This window comes from Mycoplasma feriruminatoris (genome assembly GCF_000327395.2).
Lineage (GTDB): Bacteria > Bacillota_I > Bacilli_A > Mycoplasmatales > Mycoplasmataceae > Mycoplasma > Mycoplasma feriruminatoris.
This window is the reverse complement of record NZ_CP091032.1, coordinates 426,366-450,567: the sequence shown is the minus strand read 5'-3', so window position 1 is coordinate 450,567 and position 24,202 is coordinate 426,366. Positions and strand designations below refer to the sequence as shown.

Here is a 24,202-nt window from a genome sequence, read left to right as displayed (position 1 = left end):
GGTTATTAGAAAATGTTTAATTATTTACGTCTTTTAAAATAAATTCAAGACCCAACAGCACCAACCCCAACAACACTTCCAACTCCTAAAGTTGATCCAACTATAACTCCAGTTTTTGATCCAGTTGATTTTTTATTAGATTTATTCATTGTGTTATTTGGAATAGATGGAATTTTGTTATCAGAATTTTTGTTTTGACTTTTATCAATTATAGGAGTTGATGGTTTATTTGGTTCTAGAGTAGGTGATGGTTCAGGTATGCTCATTTCATTTATAGATGGTGATTCAGAAGACATTTCTTTATCTGAAATATTCTTGTCTTTGGGTGATTCTTCTTTTTTAATATCCGACATATCTTTTTGCATTTTTTCTTCAATAGGTTTAGACAAGACTTTAGATGGTGATTTTGGTGTAATTTCAGTTTCTAATTTGTCTTCAGTTTTAAAATCTTTCATACTTTTATCTGTCTTTTGTTTTTCAGAACTCTTAGACTGTTTTAATTTTATAATAGCATTACCATCATAATTTGAACTATTATTATCAACCATTATAGTTACACTAGATTTTGAAAAATCAAATTCTACAGATAGTTTTTCTTTTGCAAGCAACGGTTTTTTATTATGAATATATTTTAATAAATCACTATCATCTTTTATATCAGTTGAATCTACTTCAAAGTTATAAAAAACAGAACTTAAAGTTTTCTTTTTTGCTTGAAATTTAACTTCAACTTTACCATAGAAATCATCATTGCTATCTTTTGCATTAATAATGGCAGTTGATTCAGTTATATTACTTACAAAAAAGTGCTTTTGTTTAAAAGTGGTTGTATCTAATTTTTCACTAATAGTTTTTAATATTTCAGATTCTGTATTTATAACAATAGTATTTAAATTTATAAAATCTTCTAGTTCTTTAGCTATATCTTTTTTAATATAATATTCAATCTCTTCTTGATTCTTATATTTATTATCTTTTACACTATCTTTAGGTTTTATTAGAACGTTTCTTGTTTGTCTACCGTTTTTCAAGATACCTACTTGTATATCTAGCAAATCAAAATTTAAAAAATTATACTTAGCTTTAATCGCTGATATAACCTTTTCTTTTAATTTACTCATATCTTCTAATATTATAGAAACATAACCTCTATTAAATATTTTTGTTAAATCAGTTTCTTCTTTATTTTCTTGTTTTAAAACAACTTGATTATTATTTTTATAATTCAATAAATAAATAGATGAAAAGCTTAAACTTAGTAACACACTACTTGATAATAAAACTAATAGTTTTTTCATATAACCACTTTTCTAAATGATATTTTAATTTTTATTCTCTTTAATATTACATTGTTTTATAGCAATTCCAACAGCATATTTTTTTTCATGAGATATAGAAATTAAAATATTATTTAACTCTTGATTTTGAATAACAGGTTTTTGATCAACATATTCAATATCAATTTTATTCATACTTATTGGATGAGTTAATGTTTTAATAATTGCTTCTTTAACAGCTCAACGACCAGCTAAAAATTCTTTTTGTTGTTTTTTATTTTTATTATTAAAAGTTTTGATTTCATTTTCTGATAATACTTTAATAATGAATTCTTTTTTTAATTTAATTCTTTTATTTTCAACTATATCTATACCAACATTATCAATCATAATATTACCTATTAATTAGTTATTTGCGTTTTTTAAAATAAATTCAAGATCCAACAGCACCTGTAACAACAACCCCACTTACTCCTAAAGTTGAACCAACTATAACTCCAGTTTTTGATCCTGATGAGCCTTTCTTTGAATTAGATGATTCTTTATTAGGAATTTGTAAATTACTTGTATTTGAATTAGATTTTAAACTTTTATCTATAACTGGTGGATTATAATTCATAGTTTTATTTGATTTTGATTCTGGTTGATTAGAAGTTGATAAATTTGATAAATCAGGTTCTGATTCAGGTTGTTTTTTATTCTCATTTTTAATTGTTGAACCTTCTGATGGTTTTTTTGGAATTTCTTGTGGTTGATCTGATAACATTTCAGAATCTATTTCATTATCTTCCAAATCCTTACTTTTATTTCTTCTGTCTTCATTTTTTTCAGATTCATTACTATTATCAGGTTTTGATTCTTTTGGTAGCGGGGTGTTAGGCAATTCATAGGTCAATGTAACTGTACCGTGAAATTTGCTTTCACCATTAGAAGTTATATCTATAAATTTCTTTTGATCATCAATTGTTATTGATAAACCTACGTTTTTTAATATCGGATATTTATTATTAATAAATTCAATAACTGCATCTTTTGTAGGCTTTAAAAGATTGATTTTAGTATTATCGATAATAGAACTTAATGTTACTTTTTTAGCATTGAATCTAATTTCAGTTTCACCATAATAATCACCAAAGTCATTCCCGACTAATGTAGCAGTTGATTCTTTTATATTTTTTATTTCAAAGTCTATTTCAACTTGTTTAGAAACCCTTCTTTTTTTAAGGATATCAAGTATATTTTCTCTTGTATTAAGATCTATGGTCTCTTTTTTAAGTAATTCAAAATCATCAATTTTATCATTTATATCATATTTTGTATAACATGGTATTGTAGATTTACCTGTATATTTACTTTTTGAATCTTTAGGAGATAATTCAACGTCTATTTTTCCATAATTCTTATCTGATTTGATTTCGATTTTTAATTGTGAAACATCTATTTTAGAGTATTTTCCCTTAATAGCATTTATAACTTTTTCTTTAGTATTAACAAATCTATCTTTAATAGATACATAAGCATCTCTATCAAATATCTTACTTAAATCAGTTTCTTCTTTTTTAGTTTGTTTTAAAACAAAACTACTATTTTCACTATTATTCTTAGAGTTTAAATTATAAATAAATAAAGCACTTAAACTAAATAAAATGCTATTTGATAATAAAAATAATAGTTTTTTCATATAATCCTTTTCCAATAAAAAGATATTGATTTTAATCTTTTACTTTAAGACTAATTTCAATATCTGGTAATTTTATATATTTAATATTAACAGCATCTAACATTTTTCTAGATGCTATAAATTCATCTTTATTATGATAAGGGTCATTTGCATAATAAACTCTTTTAATTCCAGCTTGAATAATAATTTTTGCACATTCATTACATGGAAATAAAGTTACATACAAATCACAATTACTTAAATCAGATCTACTACTTACAATTGCATTTAATTCAGCATGAGCAACATAAGCATATTTATTTTCTAATCAATTTTTACTAGTTTTTGATCAAGGAAATTCATCATCACTAACTCCACGAGGAAATCCATTATATCCAGTTGCTACAATTTGTTGTAATTCATTAACAACAATAGCACCAACTTGAGTATTTGGATCTTTACTTCTCATAGCACTAGCTTTTGCAATCAACATAAAATAGTGTTGTCAAGATAAATAATCTAATCTTTTACTCATAATTAAAAATTAGTAATAAACTTTCCAAATTGATTAAAATGTCCATCTCAACCAATATTATTCACTATTTTATTTAAACTATCAACACTAAATCAACCTTTTTTATAATAAGTTGATAATGTGATTATAATGTGTTGATCTAAAGCTGGAGTTAGACGTGGTAGGAAAATAAAAGTTAAACTAATAGCTAAAATTGCTAAAATTAGAAAAATATAAACATATTGTACTCAAGTTCATTCTTTAATATTTACTTTAAAAATACCTCAAAATGCACTTCCTAAAATTACAGCAGTTCCTGTAATTAATAACCCAGTTCAACCATCTCCTAAAAAGAATGAAAATCCAATTAAAATTAAAATATAAACTATAGTTTTTGCTTGACTAAATTTAGCCATAGGTGTACTTGAACCAGCAACATCAATTAGTAATACACCAATAAATATTCCCATAGTACTAATAATTCCACCAGTATAAATTGTTGGTAAAACACTACTTGAAAATAAACCTAAAATTAAATAACTTAAAATAGTTACTAGAATTAATTTTTTAGTATTTGCTAGTTGAATTTCAGTAATTTTTGAAATACTAAAAAAACTAGTTCCTAAAATTAATAAGCTTAAAATATCAACAATCAATCCATTTTGTTTAAGTGGAGCTATTCCATATGTAAAAATTCTTCATCATTGTTTTCCAATAATTGTTAAATTTCAATTAGTTCCACCAAAAGCTAAAGTTAATAAATTTTTAGTATTTGGATTTCTTTCTAAAATAAAATATCCTGCAATTTGTAATAAGCATGGTATTAAAATCAGAATAAATAAAACTGCTCAAGAAAATGAAATTTTATTATTTTTAACATTTTCTAAAAAACTAGTAAATAATTTTGCGTTATTTTCTTCATTTGTTTGTTTTTCTTGATTTAAATCATTATCATCAGTTTTGTCAAATAATAATAAATTAGTATTTTTAAAATATGGTTCTAAATTAGTAGCTAAAGTTTGAATTGAAGAATGTAAAACAATTAAATTAGGTTTTGTAGTTAGTTGGTTATCATCATCAATTACAATATGAAAAACATTAACATTTTTTTTAATTTGTTTTTCTAGTTTTTTAATAATGTATTCTTGTTCTTTTTCAAAAGAAATACTATTATCAAAATTTAAAATAATTACTTGGTGTTTTTCATTAGAACTATAAAGATAACTTACACTAGAATTAACTTTAGATTTTAATAACTTATATTTAAAGTTTTTAATAAAAAAGTTTTCTAAAGTCTTTTTATAACTAGTAGAAAGATTAGTCATTCTTTTCACCCCTTAATTCTTTAATTTTATCATCAAATTCTTTAGGAAGAGGTGATATTAATTCAATTTCTTTTTTTGTAATTGGATGAATAAACTTTAATTTATAAGCATGTAGATATTGTCCAAAATCAGTAAAATCTTGATGTTTTTTACCATAAATTGGATCATTTAAAACAGGGTGATTTATATAGTTAAAATGTACTCTAATTTGATGAGTTCTTCCAGTTTGAATTTGACATTTTACTAAAGTATTTTGTAAAAATCTTTCAACAACTTCAAAACTAGTGATTGCTTGTTTTGAGTTTTTTGCTGTAACACTCATTTTTTTTCTATCAATTGCACTTCTTCCAATTGGAGCATCAATTAAACCTTTATTTGGTTTAATAACTCCACTTACAATTGCTAAATATTCTTTATAAATCTGATGGTTTTTAAACATTTCGCTTAATAATTTATGAGTTTTATCATTTTTTGCAACAATTAATAATCCTGTTGTTTGTTTATCAATACGATGCACAATTCCAGGACGTAACTCGCCATTAATTGAAGAAAGTTCAACATCACTTGCTAGTAAAGCATTAACAATTGTATTATTTGTATTATTTAAACTTGGATGAACTGTAATATTATTTTGTTTATTAATAACTAATAAATCATCATCTTGATAAATAATATCTAAATCAATATCTTCATTTTTACTAATATTTTCATTTAAAGTTGCATCTTTTATACTAATAATAATTTCTGAATTTGGTTTAACTACAAAATTATTATTAGTAATAATTTGATCATTTACACTAACACATTCTTCTTTAATTAATTTTTGAATATAGCTTCTTGAATAATCATAATCAGTTAGTAATTTAGTTAGTAATTTATCTAATCTTAAAGTTAAATCACATGAGTTAAGAGTTATTTTGTTCATTTTCTATTTTTTCTGTTTGTCTTTTTGTTTTAATTTTACTTTTTATAAATATGACAAGTTCAATAATTGTAAATAAAATTGTTAAACCAATAGCAATATTTACATATAAATCAGCTAAATTAAAAACATAATTTCTTGAATTAAATAAACTAAAATCTCAAATTAAAAAATCAACAACTCCATAATATATATTATCTTCATTACCAGGAGCTCATAATCTAGCTAATAAATTACCTCAAGATCCAGCTAATATAATTACTAAAACAATTAATCATTTTTTATTATTTAAAAATATAAAAGTTATTGTTAAAAATAAACTAAAAAATGTTGCTAATAAAATTACTAAATAAGCTTTATCATTTCATCTACCATAAGCCATTCCAAGATTAATTACATAATGAAAATTTAAAAACCCAGATAAAAAAGTTTTAGTTTCACCTAATTTCATATGACCTACAACAATAGCTTTTGTAATTCAATCTAAACTAGTTAGAACTACAAAAATAGGTAAACATACTAATAGTTTAAATTTTCAAAGATAATTGTGGTTTTTTAAAAAAACTTTTGCTTCTACTAATTTATCTTTTAATCACATTTTCTCACCTATAAAGATTTAACTACATTATTACAATTATAACAAATTTCATCATCAACTAAATTATCAAAAATTTGTCAACATCTTTGACATTTAAGTCCTTGTTTTTGTTCAACTTTAATTGATGAAATATTTGTTCTAATAAAATCATTATCAATATTATCTACAAAATAAATACTATTAACAATAAATATTTGAGATAAATCTTTAATTTCTTTTAGATATTCATATTCTTGGTCTAATTTAATATAAACAATTGCTTCAAATCCTTTATTAATAATTTTATTTTCTCTATTAACTTCTAAGGCTTTATTAACATCATCTCTTAAAAGCATTACTTTATCTCATTTATTAATAAATTGTTCATCATAAACAAAGTTTTGTTCTCTATTATCTAATAAGTGAACTGATTCAACTTTATTATCATTTAAGTTTTGATAAGCTTCTTCAACTGTATGAACTAAAATAGGTCTTAAAACATCAATTAAGCAATAAAATTGTTCATATAAAACTGTTTGAACTTGTCTTCTTCTTAGATCATTTTTACTATTAATGTATAAAATATCTTTAATAAAATCTAAATAAAATGCAGATAGATTTTTAGTTACATAATTCATTACTAATGTATAAACTAAGTTAAAGTTTAATTCTTCATAAGCTTGAAGTACTTTATTTTTAAAACTAGTTAAATTAGCTAAACTATACATATCAACTTCACTTAAAGTTTTTTGATAATCAGTTTGAGGATTAAAATCATTTAAATTAGCTAAAATAAAACGAATTGTGTTTCTAATTTTTCTATATGATTCACTAATTTGTTTAATAATTTCTTTTCCAATTTTTTGATCATCTGTAAAATCAGTTGAAGCTACTCATAATCTTAAAATATCAGCACCTAGTTCATTTGAAAACTCAATTGGATCAACTCCATTACCAAGTGATTTTGACATTTTATTTCCTTTTTCATCAGTAGTCATTCCATGAGATACTAATTGTTTATAAGGAGAAATTCCTGAATAAATAGTTGAGTTAATCATTGAAGCATTAAATCAACCACGATATTGATCGTTTCCTTCTAAATAAACATCATATGGTAATTTTAAGTTTGGATATTTTTGATTTAAAGCAATTGCACTACTTCCTGAATCAAATCACACATCTAAAATATCTTTTTCTTTTCTTAGTGATTTATTTTTATATTGATCTGGTAAAAATTCATCAGCATCTAAACTAAATCAAGCATCTGTTCCTACTTGTTCAATTTTATTAATTGCATAATTTAAAATTTCATTATTTAACACTAAATTATTTTTTTGATCATAAAAAGCAATAATTGGAACTCCTCATAATCTTTGACGAGAAATTGTTCAATCAGTTCTTTCATCTAAAACTTGATATAAACGTCTTTTTGCTCATTTTGGATGAGTATCAATTTGATCAACATTTTTTAGAATTTCATCTTTAACTGGAGCTAAATTAACAAATCATTGTAAAGTACATCTATAAAGTACTGGTTGTTTAGTTCTTCAGTCATGTGGATAAGAGTGAGTTAAGAATTTTAATTTTAATAATTTATGACTTTGTTCTAATCTTTTAGTAATAATTTTGTTTGTATCAAGATAAAACATTCCAACAAGTTCTGGATCTAAATCACTAATTCGATCATCGAATTTACCTTGATTATCAATTGGGGCAAAAGGTTTAATATTATTTTGTTTTCCAATTAAAAAGTCATCTTCACCAAACCCTGTAGCAACGTGAACTAAACCTGACCCAGATTCGCTTGTAACATGATGTCCTAAAACTACTTTACTAATAATTTGGTCATATAATGGATGAACATAGTTTAGCCCTACTAATTTATTTGCATCAAATTCTTTAAGTACTTTAACATTTTCTCATCCAATATTTTGTGATACTTGATTTAACAAATCAGAAGCTAAAATAAACTTTTTATCTAAATTTTCAACTTCAATTAAGCTATACTTAATTTTTTCTCCAACAGCAATCAATTGGTTTGATGGTAAAGATCAAGGAGTAGTAGTTCAAATAATTAATTGAGTATTTTCAAATTCTTTACTATTAACAACATCACAACCTACATAAATTGAAGGAGAAGTTACATCTTTATAAATAATTTCAGAATCAGCTAATGCAGTTTCACTTGATGGAGATCAATAAATTGGTTTTGCATCTTTATAAACTAAGCCTTTTTGATACATTTTTTCAAATAATCGTAATTCAGACATTTCAAAATCATGAGTTAAAGTTACATATTTTGTTTCATAATCAGTAAACATTCCTAAACGATTAAATTGGTTAGCTTGGTTTTGAACTTGTTCAAGTGCATATTTATAACAAAGCTGTCTAAATGAAACACTATCCATAGCTTTACGATCAACACCCATTTTAGTAATTGCACTTTCAATAGGTAGTCCATGTGTATCTCAACCCATAATAAAAGGTGCAAAATATCCAGTAGCATTTTTATATCTAATGATAAAATCTTTTAAAGTTTTGTTTAAAGCATGACCTATATGTAAATCTCCATTTGCATAAGGTGGACCATCATGTAAAACAAAAACTTTTTTATTTTCATTTAATTTCATTTTTTTATTATAAATTTGATTATCTAATCAAAATTGTTCAAATTTAGGTTCTTTTTGATTTAAATTCGCGCGCATATCAAAATCAGTTTGACCAATTAATAAAGTGTCTTTGAATTTATTTGACATAATTTTCTTCCTTTCTAAAGCAAAAAAAACACTCCACTAAGGAGCGATTTACCGCGGTACCATCCTAATTAAATTATAAAAATATTATTATAATTTATCTTTATAGTTTTAACGTGACAACCGCAAAATTCTACTCAGCTATAGCTTTTCTTTTTTGAAAATAAAAAGTGATATTTTATAAACTCTTTTACTAATTTCCACCAACCATTAGCTCTCTGCAAAAAGTTTATTTATAAAATGTGTCTTTTTATATTAAAAATATTTTATATTAAATTAAACTTATTGTCTAATTTTTTATAGTTATTTAAATAAAGTTGAATCATATTTAACTTAACAAAAATATTATACTTTTTTAAATTTTTATTTAATAAAAAAATAAGTCAATTCTGACTTATTTTTAATTTCATTATTTTTTAAGATCTTTTAAAGATTAATAAACTAATAAAAACATTACATTATTAAAATGATTATTAAATTATAGAATTATTTATTTTCATGTAATTTAACAAAATTCAAGCTTTTAGTTATATATTCATTTTCAAATTCAATAATTGATTTTGTATGATGTGTACCATGATCATAAATTTCAATTTGATTATCTAAACTGTTTTCAATATTGTTTTTCATTTGATACATTCTAAAACTATCTAAATAACTAGTAACTTTATCTAAGCGGTTATGAATATATAAAACTGGAATATATTTAGTATTAATTTGAATTAAATTAGCAAAATCTAATTTAGTCAAATCAACATCATATTCAGTATTATAGATTTTTAAAATATCATCTAAAACATCTTTTCAAAGATTATTTAAAAACTTAGGAGAATAATCTTTAATCATTCTTTGTAAAAGGTTTTTAACTGACATATATGAAGAATCTGAAATTGCTCATTTAATGTTTGCTTTTTTAATTAACTCAGTTTCAGTTAGTAAAAAATAATTAGTTGTAAAAGCGCCCATACTAGTACCAACTAGTCCAATTAAACTAACATCATAATGTTTAATTAACCAATTAACTACAGCAATTAGATCTCATTTTTCTTTATAACCTCAAGTTATACAATTAGAATCACTAATACCATGATTTCTAAAATCAAAAGTTAAGATATTATAACCTAAACTTTGATAATGTCATAATAAATATAAAACATCTAAACGATTAGAATTATAACCGTGCACTCCAATTACTCATTTATTTGATTCTTTTTCATTTAACCAAATACTTGCAGCTAGTTTAGTATTATCTAATGAATAAATTCAAAAATTTAAATTGGGGTTTTTATATTCATTAATTTTTAACTTTTTATTTGAATTTCTATTGATAGAGTTTAAAAATGAAAATATTTTAATAGGGCTAAAATTAATAGCAAAACCTTCATCTCTTTTATGAATAGTTTTTGAAAACCTAGAGTTTCACATATTAATCATAGTTTTTGCTAGATTAGGATATTTTTCATTCATCTTAAATATTAAATAAGTAATAAACTATAAATTAATTATAAATTTATAAATATTTTCATTAAGTCTAATGTATTCACCTTTTTTAACATATAAAACTCCAGATAAAAAATCTTTAAAACGTTTAGCTTTATTATCATCTAAGTTTTTAAAATCTACAACTACTACTTTGTGTTCTAATAAAGTATCAACAATTGATTGAACTTCAGAAAATTTCATTGGACTAAACACATAAGTATTAATAGGACTTTTATTCATATCTGAATGATTCATATTTGAAGTGTTTTGATTATTTGAAGTATTTGATTGATGATTTTGATTAAATTGATTAGTTGTTTGAGTATAACTATCTTTTAAAATAGGACTTTCTTGTTCAAAAATATCAGAATCAGTTAATTCTAACTCAATTTGATCATGATCTTGTTCATCATGTTTAAAAAAATTTTTTTTCTTTTTAAAAAACATATTTTAGTCTCCTATTTTAAGAATGTTGGAAAATCATCATCATTAAAGTCTTCTTCAGTATCGTCATTTGTAGTTGCACTCATTTCATCATCATATTCATCTGTTTCTTCTTCAACTACAGGTTCAACAACTTTAGTTGGTTGAGGTTGCACTACAGGTTCTATTTTTGGGTTTTTTAAAATATTAGGTTCTTGGTTTTGCAAATTTTTGTTTTCAAAACCAGTCGCAATAACTGTAACAATAATTTCATCATCATCAGTTAAATCATCATTAATAGCCATACCAAAAACAATGTTTAAATCTTTATTGTTTACAGCTTGACCAATAACTCCAACTGCATCATAAGCATCATTTAAACTTACAGTTCTTCCACCAGTAATATTTACAATAATGTCTTTTGCTCCTTCAATTGAAGCTTCTAATAATTTTGATGAAATTGCTTCTCTTGCTGCTTCAATAGCTTTGTCTTTTCCAGAAGCAACTCCGATTCCAAATAAAGCATTTCCTTTTTTAGACATAACTGATTTAACATCTGCAAAGTCTAAGTTAATAGTTGCAGGTACTGCAATTAAATCAGTAATAGTTTGTACACCTTGTTTTAAAATTGTATCTGCTTCTTTAAATGATTCAGCAATTGGAATTGATCCAATGTATTCAAGTAATTTATCATTTGAAACAACGATAACTGAATCAACATATTTTCTTAATTCTTCTAAACCTTCTTTTGCATTAACATTTCTATGTCTTCCTTCAAAAATAAATGGTTTAGTTACAATTCCAATTACTAAAGCTCCAGATTCTTGAGCAATTTTAGCAATTACAGGAGCAGCACCAGTTCCAGTACCTCCTCCCATTCCAGCAGCAATAAAGATTAAATCAGCACCTTCAACTACTTTTCTTAATTCTTCTTCACTTTCAATTGCTGCTGCTTTTCCTACTTCAGGATTTCCTCCAGCTCCTAATCCTTTAGTAGTTTTTTCTCCTAAAATAATTTTGTTTGGTACTGGTGATGATTCTAATATTTGTGCATCTGTATTTATAATATAAAATTCAACACCTTGAACATTTTCTTCAAACATTCTTCTTATGGCATTATTTCCAGCCCCACCAACACCAAGTACTTTAATTCTTGCTATTTGTTTAAATTCGTTTGTCATATTTAGCCCTTTCTAATAATAATAATATATTGATTTTTTATAAGTTTTTTTATCTTACTAGTGCTTTTTATAAATTATCAAAAAAGCTTTAATAAAATTTGCTAATTTTTCATTTTAATTAGTAAATTAGGCATTTTTTAAGACTAAACTAGCACCAATAAAAGATGATGAATCTTGTTCAAAATCTATATCTCCTATAAAATTATTATTAATAAAATGATCGTTTTTAAATTCATTTAAAATTGTATCAATAGCTATAATTTTATTAATTAAACCAAAATTATAAATTTGATAATTATTTATATTTTCATCTTTTAAAACATTTTGTTTAACAGTTTTATAAATTTCACTAATAATAGATTTAATTAATTGTTTTATTTGTTTTCCATTAGTAGTTTCTAATTTATTTTCTGAACTATTTCATAAACTTAATACATTTAAACTATCAATATTATAAGAACTTAAATCTAAATTATTAAATAAATAATCTTTACTCATTTCAAAACTTATATTTAATGTTTGACTTAGATTTCTAATAATTTTATTTATTCCAAATGAAAATTTTAAAATTTTTAATAAAACATTGTTATTAAACACACCAACTTCAATTTCATCTCAATTTCAATTTATTACTAGTTTTTGTTCTTTACATTGACTTTTAACTAATTGGTTTAGACATACAATTTTTGGTTTTATAAATACAATTTGTTTATAAAGTTTGTTAAATATTTTTTCTAATAAATAAAATAACTCACTACTAATTGATAGTTCTAAAAATGTCATTACTAATTTATTATTATCATTATTATTAATGTAATATTTATCTAAGTTTTGATAATCAACTATATTATTATTTACTTGTAATTCAATTAAATGAGAATCTAATATTTTTAAATCTGAATCATCTAAAACTTGTAATTTATTTATTTTTTTAACAATGTAATCTAAATTAGTATTTAAATTACTTTTTTTATCTTTTGACTTTAAATCATAATTAGTAACTTTTTTTGTAATATTTATTGAATTTGAAATCATTAAACCTACTTGTTTAATTTTTGCAAAACTAGAGTTTTTTTCAAAATCACTAAAGCAATTGGCTAAAAACTTATAAACATTTAAACTATCTTTTATTTGATCTTTTTCTAAAATTTCACTTTCACTAGATACATAAGTGTTTTTATATAAAATAATAGCTTGATCATTAAAATATTTAATAATTTGAAAGTTAATAGTATTTTTATTAAATTCAATGATTGGAAAAATTTGCTTATCCATAAATACCTCTAGTTTTTTTCAATTACTCAAAGTTTTGCACTATGTGACCGGTGATTTTTTTCTAATTCTAATAAACTAGGTTTAATTGGTTTTTTAATTACTAATCTAAATTTAGAATTTAAATCAGCTTTAATTGGTAGATTACTTAATAATTGTTCTTGAAAATAATTTGTACTATTATTAAAAATATTTTTAACAATTTTTTCTTCTAAAGAATGAAAAGTAATAACACAAATTCTTGCTTTACTATTTAAAAGATCTAAAGCTTGTTTTAAAGAATTTTCTAAAACAATTAATTCATTGTTAACATAAATTCTTAAAGCTTGAAAAGTCTTTTTAGCAGGGTGTTTTTTTTGCTTTAGAACTTTTTGAGGCAAAGCTGATCTAATTACTTCAACAAGTTGTAATGTTGAATTAATTGGACGAGATTCTACAATCTTTTTAGAAATACTTTTTGAAAAACTTTCTTCACCATATTTAAATAAAATTTCAGAAATTTGAGCTTCAGAATAATTATTAATCACTTCATAAGCAGTTAAACTAGTATTAGTATCCATTCTCATATCTAATGGACCATCTAACTTGTAACTAAAACCACGACTAGGTATATCAATTTGAGGAGATGAAACACCTAAATCATATAAAATACCATCAACATTAAAAACATTATTTATTGCTAGTAAAGCTGAAAGATTAGAAAAATTACCTTGAATTAATAAAAAATTGTTACTAATTTTTTCTAGTTTTTCTTTTGCTTGTTCAATTGCTATTTGATCTTGATCAATTGCATATAAAAAACCTTTTTGATTAAGTTGTTTTAAAATCTCACTAGAATGACCAGCTCTTCCTAAAGTACAATCAACATAAATACCATCAGGTTTAATATTTAAATATTTAATACTTTCTTCTAATAAAACTGGAATATGTTTATCCATAAAATTTCCTACCTATTTATATTTACTACAAGTTGATTTTTATGTTGATTATATTTATTTTTACTTCAAATTTCTAATCGATTACCTAATCCTAAAATAAAAACATCTTTTTCAATATTTAAACTTTGAATTATATTATAAGGAATCTTAATTCTACCTAAACTATCTATATCAAGTTCAACAGTATTTGATCAAATAATTCTTTCAATATTTCTAATATCTTTTTGATCGTTTTTTTGATCTAAAATTTCTTTAATTTGTAATAAAAAATCATCTTTTGATCAAATTTCTAAATCTGCTTCATGTCCTTTAGTTAGATAAACTGGATTTGAAAGTTTATTTCTTAGTTTTGCTGGTAAAGTCAAACGTTGTTTTGCATCCATACAATGTTCATACGTTCCAAATAACATTTCATTTATCACCCACTTTAACCCACTATTTATAATTAATATACCACTTTAAAATTAAAATAAAAAAAGGTTGTATTAAATACAACCAAATTACTAATTAATGTTATTATGCTTCTACTACTTTAACTTCTTTGTTTTTGTAAAATCCGCATTCTTTACATACATGATGAGGTTTAATCATAGCCCCACAATTAGTACATGACACTAAACTAGCAGCTGAAAGTGCTAAATGACTTCTTCTTTTGTTTTTTGCAGATTTACTAGTTTTTCTAAATGGTACTGCCATGTTAATACACCTCCTTATTTGTTTTTATCATCTAATTTAATATTATCAAGTTGGTCTCATCTAGGATCAGTTTGATTAGATTTATTAGTAATAAATTCATCTTCAGTTTCTAAACTTCATCCAAGACCATACTTATTAAGTATATCATTATTTAAAGTTAAATTGAAAGGAATATTTAGATTTATTTGTTCAATTATATAATCTTTTAAATTAAATTCATCACCAATAATAATATTAGTGTTAAAATCACTACTATTTGTAAAACTATACTCATCATTTCAATCAATATAATCACTATATTTGATTAATTCACCAGTTCTACAATCAGTTGCAGATATTGTATAATTTATTACTCCATTAATAGTAATAATTTTAAGTGATTCATTATAATCAAGATCTAAATCATAATTAATAAAATCAAAAGATTTAACTAAAATGTTATTAGATTTAATTTGATCTAAATCAATTAGTTCTTCTTTTAATTCATAATGTTTTTTTAATTTAAAATCATTTTGATTAAATACTAGTTTCATTATCTAATTACTACTTTCATTTCTTTAATATTTGAAATTATTTTTTCAAATTGCTCATTAATTTCATTTTCAACTAATTGATGATCTAAATCATTAAATACAAATTGAATTGTTAAAGCTTTTTTATTATTTTTAATTAAATTATCATCTAAATATAAATCAACAACTTTACTACTTGTTAGATATTTAACATCATTTAAAGCTTTTAATAAAACATCTTGATATGCTAAATCATTTGAAATTTCAATAGTTATATCTCTTGAAGAACTTTGAAACTTACTTAAGTGTTTTGCTTCTATTAAGTTATTTTTTAATTCATTTAAAATAGTTAATTTAATTTCACATACAAAAGTTTGGTTTAACTTATTTTCTTGTTCAAATTTAGGATTTAATTTGTATAAAAATCCTATAAGTTTGTTTTGATAATAAATAGTAGTATTTATATATGGATGAATTTCTTTAATAACATCAATATTATTAACATATTTAATTTTTGATAAATCTAAATTATATAAATTAAAAATATTTTCTAAAATTTCTTTATTATAGTAAAAATTATTTTCAACTAATTGGTGATTTAAACTGTTTTTATAAATATGATTACTTGTTAAAAATACTAAATGTCTTTGTTTTAAATCTTTTAAATTATAAATATCAGCTATTTCAAAAAGTTTTAATTCTTTATTATTAATAGAATGATTATAAATAGCTACATCAATTAAAGATTTACTTAAATTAGTTCTATAAGTTTGTCTTAAGTTTGATAATGGTGATAATAAATTAATAAAATCAGAAATATTAAATAAATTTCAATGATTAGTTTCTTCTAAACTAGTTAAAGAATAAGTTTTAGTATTATTAAACCCTAATCCAATTAAATAATTAGTTAGTTTATTTTCTAGTTTTAAATTTAAGTTTTTAGGTTTTTTAAAACTAGTAAATGTTAAAGGAACTTCTTGGATTTTATCATATGAATATAATCTAGCAACTTCTTCACATAAATCATTTCTACTAGCTATATCAATTCTGTTTGGATCAATTTTAAAAGTTAATAAATCATTTTTATTAGTGATTTTAAAATCTAATTTTTTAAATAAACTTTTAATTTGATCAATAGTTAGATTTGTTCCTAATAAGTCATTAATTTGATTAAGTTTAATATCTAGTTGTTCTATATTTTTAAAAGTTTGTTTTAATATCTTAACTTCATAAGCTTTATTAATTAAAGAATAACTATTTAATAAATTAGTAAAACATTGATTAGCTAAATTAAATAAATTAGGATTAATTGGTTTTATATATCTTTGTAGATTAGTATTTGAAATGTTTAAAAGTTTTTGTTGTTTTCTCATCAAATTAGGTTCAATATTTAACATAATGTTTAAAACATTTTTTGAATTAAAATCAACATTAAATTTATCTTCAGTTTGTAACCCAATAATATTAATAATTTGATTATCATTTGTTAAACATAAAAGTTGTTTATTTTCATGATTTACAAATTCTAGTTTTAGATTTAAATTATTTAGTTTATCTAGATCAATTAAAATATGAGCTTGAGCAGTTGATAAACTTGAAATTAAACTAAGATCAGAAATTAAATTATTAGTTGAACTAATTTGATTTATTTTTAAAAATATATCATCTTTTGCATCTAATTTATCTATTTTATTATTTAAATTAAAATATGAATAACTTATAGTTTTAACTTGATCTTTAATTTTATTATCTAAATCAATTTTTAAATCTAAAGTATTTTTATTAAAATTAGAAAAATTATTATCTAAGTTTTTAATTTCTAAATCAAAGTAATTTGCAATTTCTTTTAGAATTTGAAAACTAGCTAAACAATCACTTCTATTTAAAGTTAAATCTACTTCAAATAAATAATCATCTAATCCAATAATTTTTTTAACATCACTTCCGATATATTTTTTTAGATCTAAATTATGATCAAAAATGTTATAAATTTTTACTTGATCTTCTTTATTAATAACTGAAGAACTAATTCCAATTTCATTTAAAGCACAAATCATTCCTTGTGATTCATGATTTTGAATTTTTCTATTAGTTAAAGTTAAACCATTTGCAATAGTTGAATTAATAGGAGCAATGATTACAAATTGATCTTTATTAACATTACTTGCACCACACACAATTTGTAAAACTTTAGAACCAATATTGACTTGATTTAATCTTAAATGAGTGTTTGTGATTGGTTCAGATTTTTCTACATAACCTAAAATTAATTCAGAATTTAATGAGTTTAGATCATAAACATTATCAACTTCAAATCCTAAAGAATTTAAACAAACATTAATTTGATCATTTGAAATGTTATTTAAATCAAGATATTTATTTAATCAGTTTCTTGTAATAATCATATAAACTCCTATTCTGAATAAAATTTAAATTGCTCTAAAAACTTAACATTGTTTTCATAAAAGTTTCTAATATTTGAAATGTTAAATTTTAACATTGCAATTCTTTCAATTCCAATCCCAAAAGCTAATCCTGAACATTTATTTGGATCTAAACCGTTTAATTTTAAAACTTGTTCATTAATCATTCCAGCACCTAAAATCTCAATTCAACCAGTTTTTTTACAAATAAAACAACCTTTTGAATCACATTTAAAACAACTAACATCAACTTCAACACTAGGTTCAGTAAATGGAAAATAACTTGGACGTAGTCTAATATTTACGTTTTTGTTAAATAATCTTTGGCACATATATTTTAAAATTCATTTTAAATTAGCAAAACTAATTTTATTTCCAACTACAAATCCATCAATTTGCATAAATTGGTGAGAATGAGTTGCATCATCATCATCTCTTCTATAAACATTACCATAACTAATTACAGCTAAATTATTATCATCAGTTTTTAAACTAGCTAATTTTGTTAGCATTCTTGAAGTCATATTAGTACAATGAGTTCTTAAAACTAAATTATTATCTAAATAAAAAGTGTCTTGCATATCTCTTGCTGGATGATCAACAGGTAGATTTAGTTTTTGAAAGTTAAACAAATCAGATTCAATTTCAGTTCCACTAACCATTTCAAAACCAATTTCAGTAAAAATATCACTAATTTCTTCAATAACAATATTTAAAATGTGTTTTGAACCAAATTTTAAACTAGAGTTTGATAAACTAACATCGATTTTTTCTTTTTCTAATTTTACTAATAATTCTTTAGTTTTTAACTCTTCTTGTTTTTCATTTAATTTATCAATAATTTCAACTCTAATTTGATTAGCTAATTTTCCAATTTGTTGTTTTTGTTCATTACTAATTGATTTAATTGATTTTAAAATTGAATTTAAACTTGAATCTTTACCTATAAATTCTTTTTTTAAGTCTTCTCAATCATTTAAATCTTTAACATCTTTTAATTTAGTTTTAAAGTTATTTAAAATTTCATTTAATTGTTCTATCATAAGTTTTTCTTTCTAAACACTTTATATTTTATTTTAAATTCTTATAAGTTTGATTTAAATAAGTTTGTTTATTATTAATATCTTCAATATAAGCTGAAATTAAAATTCTAATTACAGGATCATTTATTTTTTTATTAATTGCTTTAATAATAGTAAATAAGTTTTTTTGAAAATCTAGTTCTAATTTTTCAAAATAATAATCATACATTAAATTATTATCATAAACTTTATTAAACTCGATTCAATCATTTTTTAAAGCATCATTAAAAATCCAATAAATAAAAATCTCATTAATAAAAGTTTTTAAAACTGTATAACTAGTTAATAAAAACTTCTTATAATTAATTTCAATAAAATGATCATTATTTGTTTTTAATAAATACTGTATACAAGCTAAATTTGTTTTTTTAAATAAATTTCTAATTTGATCAATTTTATTTTCAATTGCATCAATCATTAAATAAGAAAAATTTAATTTAGAAGAGTTTTGTAAATAAGTAATAAAATTAGGTTTATTTAAAATATCTTCAAAATCAGAAAAACTTCAATTAATATTTATATCTAAATATTTAGTTTTTTGATTTTTAGAAACACTATTTTTAAAAAAGTTATTTTTAATTGTTAAAAAGTCAATCATATTTTTCCTATTCAGCTTGAGTTACTTGAGTTAGTGGAGTTTTTTTAACTTGTTTATCTGAAAATAATCAACCAATAAATAAAACAAATGCAATTACTGTAAATGTTACAAATAAAGTTTTAAAATCAAACGCTAAGAATATATAAATATGTCATTTATAACTTACATAATATAAAAATGACCATCAAATTAAATTAGATAATAAATAAGCAATAATAAATGAAATTATAGCTCCAATTATATAACTACCCATAACAATTCAATTAACTTCACTATTTTCATACCCAATTGCTCTTAGTGTTAAAATAGTTTTCTTAGCTTCATCAACAACTATATTCATAACAACAATTAAAATAATTGTTAATAATAAACTTACTAATAATATAAATAACGACATTACTTGATTTGTAATTGTAATAATTTTACTTATTGCTTGTTTTGCTAGATTAAAGTTAAACACTTTTGAATTTAACCTACTTATAGTTTCAAGCGTAGGGTTTGGTGTGTTATAAATATCTGTTTGTTGATCTAGTTCATTATATTTAGAAATAAAACTATGAAATTCATTAAAGATATTTGAATATAATGATAAAAAGATAGGAGCATTTTTGTTAATATCAATAGCTAAATTATTTCCATAATATTTGATTGTTTTAAATGAATCATCTAATTTAGTAAAGTTAATTGTTCCTTCTAAGATTTTATTTTTACTTCACAATTGGTTAAAAATTAAAGGATTATTATTTTTATATAAATCATCAGAAAACATTTCACTAGCAAATAAATCATAATCTAATATGATATCTGGAACTTTTGAAATTGATAAAGTTTCAGATTTATTAATTCCAACTACATTTAAAACAAACTTCTTAACAAAAGTAGTTCTAGTTTCAACAAAAATTTTACTATTAATATCTAAATTTTTAGATTTTGCATAATAATAAGGAACTATAACATTAAAAGTTGGTAAATTATTATGTCTTTTTGGTAGTTCTAATAAACTTTCAAAACCATTAATACTTACACCTTTAAAGTTTAAAAACTGATTAATATCACCAAACTTATGATCTTTTAATCTATATAAGTTTAAAGCATAAGATCCAGGATTTAAAATATCACTATTTGAAGCTCTTAATATAGCAGCTAATAAATCTGTTGATGAATCATAAAATAGTTGATTAAAACTTACAATTGGATTTTTAGTAAAATTATTTTCTAAGTTTTGCATTATCATTGAAGCTAGTAAAATACTTTGACTAGCATTTGATAAGCTAGTTGAATTTAATAAAGAATCAATTGAAAAATTAATATTTGAAGCTAAATTATTTTTATCTTTATTAGGTTTTTTTAATAGATTATTTTTAATAACTTTTTCTAATAAAGGGTTATTTGCAATAGTTCAATATTTTTGACTACCTGGATTAAATGATAATAAGTCATTATCTTTTTGTAAAAGTTCTCAAGCTTTATCTATATTTTGTGTTTGTTTATAATTAATAAATACTTCAAATAAACTATAAGCTTGTACTAATTTATAAGAAAAGATTTTAGCAAAAGAACTTAAAAACAATGTGTTATTTGAATTATCTCTAATTGATGATAAACCAATGATAGTGTTTTGCAATTCATCTTTTTTAATCTTATCTAAATCATAAAACACTTTATATGAACTATTATCATTTAAATTTTTAAATGTTAATTTTATTTCTTTATTATTTTTAAAATCATCTAAAGCAGTTTGTCATTTTGGATTTTGATTATATAAATTAAATTTACTAATATAACTTAAATAATAATCATTATTATTAGTTAAAACTTCATAATCATCATTATTAGTTTTACCAGGTTGTAAAAATGGAGTTAAAGTTTTTTTAGCATATTTCCTTGGTAAAATCATTTCAATTTTTTTATCATTTGAAGCCAAATTAAAAGTATTATTTAAAATTTTTAAAAATAACTCAACTCTGTATCTACTATCAGTTTGTTTTAAAGTAGTGTTTAAATAAGTATTAATATCTTTTTTATTTAAATCATGATATGTTAGAGTTTGTCTAGTTTTAGGATCATTTTTATCAGTATAACCTAACTTATTATTTGTACTAGTATTATCAATTTTTTTATTAACATTTCATACTGATTTTGTAATAACATCTTCTTTAATAGTTGCTAGACTTTGATTAATTGATTGAAATAAAATAGCTTGAGCTACAAATAATAAAGTATAAGTTAAAGAAGCAAAACCAAATAGAATTTGAACTACAGCAAATTTACCTTTAGCATTTTTAATAAAAGATAATCTCATTCTATAGTTAAACCCAATATTATGTTTTGATAATAACTTAGTAAAAGCACCACTTCTAGTTCTTTTAGATTTTTTTAAATTATTCATTAAAGATAATACTGGTTCTTTTATATAAATAATTGAAGCTCAATAAGAACCCATTAAAAATACAAAAGGAATAATACCAACTAAAAAGATGATTAATGTTGGTGAAATATAAATACTATTAAAAGTAAATGTTACTGAACTTACAAAGTTTGAAGATGAATAAACTTGAATAGGAATTGATAATATATATCCAATAATTAATCCAAAAAAGATTGTTAATCAAGTTTTTAAAGCAAATATTCAAGAAAGTTCAACTACTTTATAACCAAAAGATTTAAAAATACCAATTTGTCTTCTTGTTTCATTCATTTCTTTTTTTAATGCAAAGTTAATAAAGACAAATGAAAGTAATAAAACAAAAATTCCAATAACAATATAAATAATTACTTGAACTTTAATTGAGTTAATAGCTTGAGAAGTTCTTAAAGAGTATCATTCAGTAACTAATGAACTACTTTTATCAAAAACTGAATAACTTTGATCTGATCATTTATCAAATTTAATAACTAGATGTTTATTTAAATCTTGAGTTGTTGAGTTATTTAAGTTTTTAACTCTAAAGTTAGGTTGATAAGAAGTATCAAATTTGTTTGCAAAGTTTCATCTAGAATTTCTAATTGAGTTTATAAATTCTTTACTAGTATAACCAACTACATAACTAGTTTTATCTTGAAAAAAATCAGTAGCTGAGTTTTTTGAAACTATATCATCAAAAGTTGAACCAATTCCAACTATTTTAGTGTTAATTGAATTTAAATAATAAGCATCTTTTTTATTAACTAAATTTAAATAAAGATCTGAAATATTAGAACTAGGAATAACAAATTCATCATTAATTTTTAAATGTCTTGCTTTAGCATAAGAAGATGAAATTACTATTTCAGTTGGATTAACTTTATTTTGATAACTAATATTAGAATTTCATTTATTTGCTAATTTTGATTCTTTATGATTTTTATCAAATTGAACTTGATTAAAATCTTTATTTGTATTTTTAAATATTTGATTATCAGAAGTTAGTTGTAAAGTTAAAAATGGTAATACTTGACCAACTGAAGTTTGTTGAATTTTAAAAGTCTTTTTGATTTGTAAAGCAAAATCTTTTACATTATTTAATAACTGATCAACTAAATAAATACGATCATCATATAAAAACTTTTCATCAGATAAAATCTTTGAAAATTGTTTTGAAAACACTAAAAAGGAAGGTAAATAAATCCTTTCTTTTTGATAATTTTGCATTTGTTTTTTTAATCCATCTAACTTAGAAGTAAAAAATTTAACTAGTTCATCTTTTTTATTTTGATTAGATTTATTTAAAATTTCATTTAGTTTTAAAGCTAATACTGATTTGTCAATTAAATTAATTTCATTAATAGTTAAAAAACTATTAAAACGAGAATAAGATTTAAAAATTTCAGAAACTATATAATCAAATTTAACTTTATCATCTAAATAAAAACCATCACTCATACTTTGATGAAAATCATCAAGTACTCTTTTTCAAACTTGATTTAAAACATTAGAAAAACTAGTTGAATTGTTAGTTGTATTATTATGATTTTTATTAATGATATGAGATTCAACTTTAATTAAAGCACCATTTCTATATCTAAATAAGTCTTTATTGATTAGATTACCTATAAAATCGATTTTTACTTTATCATCAGGTTTATTAGAATCATAAATATAAAGATTATTTTCTTTTTTATCACTAGTTGTATCTGCAAAATGACTTTCTAATTGACTATTAATTGCACTTATATAAAGATCAGATAATTTAGTATAATCAATTTCTTTATTATTAATTTCTTTATTTAAATAAAAATAATTATAACTAAACTCAGGATTATAACTCATTGTTTTAGTATCTAATATTGAATTATAACTAGTGTTATGTTTTGCTAAATAATTGATTCTATTATTTAATTGTAAAGGTGTAGCTAACATTCCTATAATAACAGTTGCTAAAGTAATTATAAAAAGAAGAATCCCAAATGTTGAGACATAATTTTTTTGAAAAAAAGTTTTTAAATAGCTTTTAACAATATGTCGCATATAATTCTCCTTTCTTTAGTCTATTATTATTATAAATTAACATAGTATTTTATATAAATTATTAATAAAAGATTAATGATTTTAAAAAAATAAAATAAAAAAAGAACCACTAGGGTTCTT

General features: G+C 22.0%; 20 protein-coding genes. All 20 read right to left on the bottom strand.

Features of this window, described 5'->3' with window-relative positions:
• Positions 1 to 20: 20 nt before the first annotated feature.
• On the bottom strand, positions 21 to 1,298 hold the full coding sequence (locus tag D500_RS01895) for a hypothetical protein (protein WP_008362832.1): 1,278 nt from the start codon (positions 1,296 to 1,298) through the stop codon (positions 21 to 23).
• A gap of 24 nt (positions 1,299 to 1,322) precedes the next feature.
• A complete protein-coding gene (locus D500_RS01890; RefSeq protein ID WP_008362834.1) occupies positions 1,323 to 1,667 on the bottom strand; it encodes a holo-ACP synthase in 345 nt (114 codons plus the stop codon).
• A 19-nt stretch (positions 1,668 to 1,686) separates the two neighbouring features.
• On the bottom strand, positions 1,687 to 2,958 hold the full coding sequence (locus D500_RS01885; protein WP_008362835.1) for a membrane family protein: 1,272 nt from the start codon (positions 2,956 to 2,958) through the stop codon (positions 1,687 to 1,689).
• 31 nt (positions 2,959 to 2,989) lie between these two features.
• A complete protein-coding gene (locus tag D500_RS01880; protein WP_008362837.1) occupies positions 2,990 to 3,472 on the bottom strand; it encodes a deoxycytidylate deaminase in 483 nt (160 codons plus the stop codon).
• Between the two features lie 2 nt (positions 3,473 to 3,474).
• Complete coding sequence (locus D500_RS01875) at positions 3,475 to 4,776, bottom strand: hypothetical protein (protein WP_008362840.1); 1,302 nt, start codon at positions 4,774 to 4,776, stop codon at positions 3,475 to 3,477.
• A complete protein-coding gene (locus D500_RS01870; RefSeq protein ID WP_008362843.1) occupies positions 4,769 to 5,701 on the bottom strand; it encodes an RluA family pseudouridine synthase in 933 nt (310 codons plus the stop codon). Before D500_RS01870 ends, D500_RS01875 begins: the two co-directional genes overlap by 8 nt.
• Positions 5,682 to 6,296 (bottom strand): signal peptidase II, encoded by a 615-nt coding sequence (locus D500_RS01865; RefSeq protein WP_008362846.1) that lies wholly within the window; start codon positions 6,294 to 6,296, stop codon positions 5,682 to 5,684. The genes D500_RS01870 and D500_RS01865 overlap by 20 nt, the downstream gene beginning before the upstream one ends.
• A gap of 8 nt (positions 6,297 to 6,304) precedes the next feature.
• Positions 6,305 to 9,031 (bottom strand): isoleucine--tRNA ligase, encoded by a 2,727-nt coding sequence (gene ileS, locus D500_RS01860; RefSeq protein WP_008362848.1) that lies wholly within the window; start codon positions 9,029 to 9,031, stop codon positions 6,305 to 6,307.
• A 483-nt stretch (positions 9,032 to 9,514) separates the two neighbouring features.
• The gene (locus tag D500_RS01855; protein ID WP_008362850.1) at positions 9,515 to 10,495 is read right to left on the bottom strand and encodes an alpha/beta hydrolase; all 981 of its coding nucleotides are present in this window, start codon (positions 10,493 to 10,495) and stop codon (positions 9,515 to 9,517) included.
• A gap of 24 nt (positions 10,496 to 10,519) precedes the next feature.
• Entirely contained in the window at positions 10,520 to 10,957 is a 438-nt protein-coding gene (locus D500_RS01850; RefSeq protein ID WP_008362852.1) for a cell division protein SepF, read from the bottom strand.
• A gap of 11 nt (positions 10,958 to 10,968) precedes the next feature.
• The gene (ftsZ, locus tag D500_RS01845; protein ID WP_008362854.1) at positions 10,969 to 12,114 is read right to left on the bottom strand and encodes a cell division protein FtsZ; all 1,146 of its coding nucleotides are present in this window, start codon (positions 12,112 to 12,114) and stop codon (positions 10,969 to 10,971) included.
• Between the two features lie 126 nt (positions 12,115 to 12,240).
• Positions 12,241 to 13,389 carry a hypothetical protein gene (locus tag D500_RS01840; protein ID WP_008362856.1) on the bottom strand — a complete coding sequence of 383 codons (1,149 nt, stop codon included), beginning with the start codon at positions 13,387 to 13,389 and terminating at the stop codon, positions 12,241 to 12,243.
• 8 nt (positions 13,390 to 13,397) lie between these two features.
• Positions 13,398 to 14,324 (bottom strand): 16S rRNA (cytosine(1402)-N(4))-methyltransferase RsmH, encoded by a 927-nt coding sequence (gene rsmH / locus D500_RS01835; RefSeq protein WP_008362858.1) that lies wholly within the window; start codon positions 14,322 to 14,324, stop codon positions 13,398 to 13,400.
• 8 nt (positions 14,325 to 14,332) lie between these two features.
• Entirely contained in the window at positions 14,333 to 14,734 is a 402-nt protein-coding gene (locus D500_RS01830; RefSeq protein WP_008362860.1) for a division/cell wall cluster transcriptional repressor MraZ, read from the bottom strand.
• Positions 14,735 to 14,840: 106 nt separating this feature from the next.
• Entirely contained in the window at positions 14,841 to 15,020 is a 180-nt protein-coding gene (gene rpmF / locus D500_RS01825; protein ID WP_008362864.1) for a 50S ribosomal protein L32, read from the bottom strand.
• 14 nt (positions 15,021 to 15,034) lie between these two features.
• Positions 15,035 to 15,553, bottom strand: a complete 519-nt coding sequence (locus D500_RS01820) for a DUF177 domain-containing protein (protein ID WP_008362866.1) — start codon at positions 15,551 to 15,553, stop codon at positions 15,035 to 15,037.
• Entirely contained in the window at positions 15,553 to 17,937 is a 2,385-nt protein-coding gene (gene pheT, locus D500_RS01815) for a phenylalanine--tRNA ligase subunit beta (protein WP_008362868.1), read from the bottom strand. Before pheT ends, D500_RS01820 begins: the two co-directional genes overlap by 1 nt.
• Positions 17,938 to 17,945: 8 nt before the next feature.
• Positions 17,946 to 18,998: a phenylalanine--tRNA ligase subunit alpha gene (gene pheS / locus D500_RS01810; protein WP_008362869.1), complete on the bottom strand. Its 1,053-nt coding sequence runs from the start codon at positions 18,996 to 18,998 to the stop codon at positions 17,946 to 17,948.
• 28 nt (positions 18,999 to 19,026) lie between these two features.
• Positions 19,027 to 19,635, bottom strand: coding sequence for a hypothetical protein (locus D500_RS01805; protein WP_008362871.1), 609 nt, complete (start codon positions 19,633 to 19,635; stop codon positions 19,027 to 19,029).
• A 7-nt stretch (positions 19,636 to 19,642) separates the two neighbouring features.
• Positions 19,643 to 24,082 carry an ABC transporter permease gene (locus D500_RS01800; RefSeq protein WP_008362873.1) on the bottom strand — a complete coding sequence of 1,480 codons (4,440 nt, stop codon included), beginning with the start codon at positions 24,080 to 24,082 and terminating at the stop codon, positions 19,643 to 19,645.
• Between the last annotated feature and the right edge of the window lie 120 nt (positions 24,083 to 24,202).